The organism is Zavarzinia sp. (assembly GCF_049306435.1).
GTDB lineage: Bacteria > Pseudomonadota > Alphaproteobacteria > Zavarziniales > Zavarziniaceae > Zavarzinia.
Genome location: NZ_JBAQRT010000271.1, coordinates 1 through 3,772, shown reverse-complemented (window position 1 = coordinate 3,772; position 3,772 = coordinate 1). Strand labels below are relative to the sequence as shown.

Here is a 3,772-nt window from a genome sequence, read left to right as displayed (position 1 = left end):
GGCCCGGCCCGCATGTGCTCCCGGCGGCCGGCGGGCCTTTTCCGTCAGCATGGCCATGGCCCCGGAAAGCCGCCGAAACCCTGATAATTTGCTCCCTGTTCGGGTGATGTTTGGTTCTTCGGCAGTTCACTTGGATTATAGTTAGCACGGTCGAGGGGCGGGGTGCGGTAGCGTGTTGAAGAGCGGCATAAATTTGCCGGTCAACCGTTTCGCAAACGAAGCCTTTACCAAATCGCGCCACAGTGGCGTGACGTTGCAGGCCCCCGGATCGATTCCATCTGATCGGGCAAGGGGCCGGGGCACAGACTTCGGAGTCAGGGGCGCGGTCCGATGGGGCGATCTAAGTTTCGTTTGGTCTTCGGGGTGGTCCTGGTGGCGGTCGCCATTGGGCTCATCATTTTCGGAATCAGTTCGATGCGCCGGCCACCGCCGGTCGTGCCGGGCCAACAGGCGACGGCGGAGCGCCAGGATCTCGTCGGCATCGTTGTCGCCATGCGCGACATCGGGCGCGGCGAGAAGATCGAGGCCGCCCAGACCACCATCCTGAAGGTGCAGGGGCCCGCGCCCGTCGGCTCCCTCGGCGATCCGCGCTCGGCGGTCGGCGCGGTGGCGCTTGTCGCCATTCCGGCGGGGCAGATCGTGTTGCAGAACGCGATTCTCGCCCCCGGCGACAAGACCAAGCCCGGTCTTTCCGTGCTGATCCCGGACGGGATGCGGGCGGTCGCGCTCCGCGTGAACGACGAGGTCGCGGTCGGCAATTTCCTGCGGGCCGATGATCTGGTCGACATCCAGCTCGTCCTGTCGAATTCCGCCCTTGGCCCGGCCGAGGAAGGGGGCAACCCCGAGCGTCGCGAGTCCCGCGTGGTGCTGCAGGCGCTCCGGGTGCTTTCGGTCGGCGAGGCGCTGACCGAGGAAGCCGGCGACAAGGCGATCCGGATGCAGAACATCACGGTCGCGGCCACGCCCGAACAGGCGCTGGTGCTCGCGGTCGCCAAGCAGTCCGGCGCTTTCTACCTCGCGCTGCGCAATCCGATCGACAGCAAGGAAGACCCGGTGAAACCCGTGCGCCTCGAGGATCTCGTCGGCGCGGCGCGGCCGCAACCGGTGCCTTCCGACAGCAGTTCGGCCCTGCCCGTGCCGGCCGTGGTCGCGCCGCGTCAGATCGAAGTCATCCTTGGGTCCAATACGGGCAAGCAGGCGGTGCCATGAGTGAGAAGATGATGCTTCGGGTGGCTGCAACGACCCCGCGCGCCGGCAGGACGACAGGCGTAATGCGCCAGGTTCGCCGTGCGGTTCTTTCGACGGCGACCGCGATCGCCCTGACCCTCGCCCTGCCTGCCGCCACCGGCGTGATGCGGGGCGTGGCGCAGGCGGCGGATTACGTCAACCGACCCTCGCTGGTGATCCAGCCGGGGGTCCAGACGCCGCTGACCCTGACCAGCCCGATCGAGCGGGTGGCGATCGGCGATCCCGAGACCGTGACCGGCCGCGTGGTCGGGCCGACCGACATCCTGCTCCTCGGCCTGAAGCCGGGGCGCACCAATCTGATCGTCTGGGAAGTCGGCGGCGAGAAAGCCTTTGTCTATCCGGTCATCGTGCCGCTCGGCACCGGCGATCTGACCCGCGACCTGCGCGAGGATCCCGAGCTTTCGGGCGTTCGCGTCGACGCGGCGGGCGGCAAGGTCGCGCTGAAGGGCAATGTGCCTTCCAACGATGCCCATGCCCGCGTGCTGCAGATGGCCTCGCGCTATTTCCCCGATGGCGTCAGTGACCAGATCAAGATCATGCAGCAGCAGATGGTCAGCGTCGAAATCAAGTTCGCCGCGCTCTCGACCTCGACGCTGAAGCGCCTCGGTTTCGATTTCCGCTCCGGGCCGGGCACCAGCTTCGAATATGCCGTGGCTTCGCCCGGCGCCGAGCTGACGGGTGCGCTTTCGGGCGTCTCGCCGGTATCCGACGCGCTCAGCGTGCTCATGCGGTTGCCGGGCTCCGACCTCTCGGTCGTCCTCGGCATCCTCTCGGGGGCGAAGCTGGCGCAGATCCTGGCCGAGCCGACGTTGCTGGTGCGCTCGGGCGAAACCGCCGAATTCATCGCGGGCGGTGAAATCCCGATCCCGGTGCCCCAGGGCGACGGCAACACGATCACCATCGAATACCGCCAGTTCGGCATTCGCCTGAAGGTTTCGGCGACGGTGCTCAGCCCCAGCCGCATCCTGCTCAATCTCGCGCCCGAGGTCTCGGATCTCGATTATGGCCGGGCGATCAGCATCGCGGGAACGGAAGTGCCGGCGATCACGAAGCGCGGCGCGAGTTCCACCCTCGAACTCGGCAACGGCCAGAGCTTCGTGCTCGCCGGCCTGATGTCGTCCTCGACCGCGGATTCCGATGATGCGCTGCCGGTGCTCGGCGATCTGCCGATCCTCGGCGCCTTCTTCAAGCGCCAGCAGACCACGCGCGAGCGCCAGGAGCTGATCATCGTCGCGACGCCGCGCCTGGTCTCGCCGATGGATCCGCGCTCGATCCCGCCGCTGCCGGGCAGCGACCTGAAAGATTACGATCCCTCCTATGGCGACATGCTGCTCGGTCGTAACCGTCTGCGTGATGTCCTGCCGCAATACGGGCTGCTGCCATGACCACAGAACGTCGCGCCATCCTCGTCGTTTCCAGCGACGAAGACTTCGCCGAACGGGTGACGTCCGCCCTGTTCTCCCGTTGCTCCATCGTTCGCGGCCTGCCCCAGCTCGAGACCCTGCGCGGTCTCATCGAGTCGACCGGCGTCGAGGCGATCATCGTCGATCTCGACGATGTCGCCTGGGATGGCCGCAACATCACCGAGCTGATCATCAGCCTGAAGGCTGAACAGCCGGCGACGCCGCTGATCGTCGCCAGTTACAACATCTCGGCCACCTCGCTGATCCCGGCCATGCGCGCCGGGGCCAACGACGTGATCGACAAGGATTTCGCGGCCGACGATCTGATCGCGCAGATGGACTGGCTGCTGCAGTCGCGGCCGGCCAAGCGTGGCAGCAATTCCGCCCGCATCCTCGCGGTGATGGGGCCGAAGGCCGGGGTCGGCTCGACCTCGATCGCCGTCGCGATGGCGGCCGAACTGGCCCGTCGCGCCGGTCCGACCGAGCGGGTGCTGCTGCTCGATTTCGGCTTTCCGCCATCGGAATCCGTCGATCTCCTCGGCATCAAGGCGTCCTATTTCATGACCGATGCCCTGGGCGATCTCGGTCGCCTGGACTCGACGCTGATCGATGGCGCCTTCGCCCAGACCAAGTCGCCGCGGCTCTTCATCCTGCCGCTCGCGATCGACGACGAGAATGCCCAGATCGCGGGTCAGGGCGACCTCGCCCAGCTGGTCGACGTGCTGCGTTCCTATTTCACGGCGATCGTCATCGACGTGAACCGGGCCCTCGCCCCCCGGGTCGCCGACCGGATCTTCGTCGATGCCAATGCCTCGATCCTGGTGGTCGATCAGTCGGTGACCTCGATCCATGGCGCGTCCACCGCGCTCGACCGGATGCGCCGCCAGATCAACAAGGACCCGGACTTCACCCTGGTCGTCTCGCGTCACGTTGCACGTCTCCGGCCGACGGCGGAAGAAATCGCGACGGCGGTGCGGGCCAAGGGCCGGCCCTTCCTGGTGCCCGAGGACCGGGTCGTCGTCGATGGTCAGCGCAATCTGGGGACCCTGGCTTCCGAGACGGGCAGCCCCTTCGCGCGGGCTGTTCGCGCCATCGTCGACGCGGTCGCCATCGGTCCGGCC

At 67.1% G+C, this 3,772-nt stretch carries 3 protein-coding genes; all 3 read left to right on the top strand.

Features of this window, described 5'->3' with window-relative positions; all coding sequences use genetic code 11:
- Positions 1–330 precede the first annotated feature (330 nt).
- Positions 331–1,209, top strand: a complete 879-nt coding sequence (gene cpaB / locus WAZ62_RS15420) for a Flp pilus assembly protein CpaB (protein WP_422644422.1) — start codon at positions 331–333, stop codon at positions 1,207–1,209.
- A gap of 62 nt (positions 1,210–1,271) precedes the next feature.
- Positions 1,272–2,633, top strand: a complete 1,362-nt coding sequence (locus WAZ62_RS15415; RefSeq protein WP_422644421.1) for a type II and III secretion system protein family protein — start codon at positions 1,272–1,274, stop codon at positions 2,631–2,633.
- A partial coding sequence (locus WAZ62_RS15410; RefSeq protein ID WP_422644420.1) for a response regulator occupies positions 2,630–3,772 on the top strand: 1,143 nt, incomplete at its 3' end. The genes WAZ62_RS15415 and WAZ62_RS15410, both read left to right, overlap by 4 nt.

Coding starts and splice junctions, on each gene's coding strand:
- WAZ62_RS15415 (WP_422644421.1), top strand. CDS start 1,272: ATGCGCCAGGTTCGCCGTGCGGTTCTTTCGACGGCGACCGCGATCGCC.
- cpaB (WP_422644422.1), top strand. CDS start 331: ATGGGGCGATCTAAGTTTCGTTTGGTCTTCGGGGTGGTCCTGGTGGCG.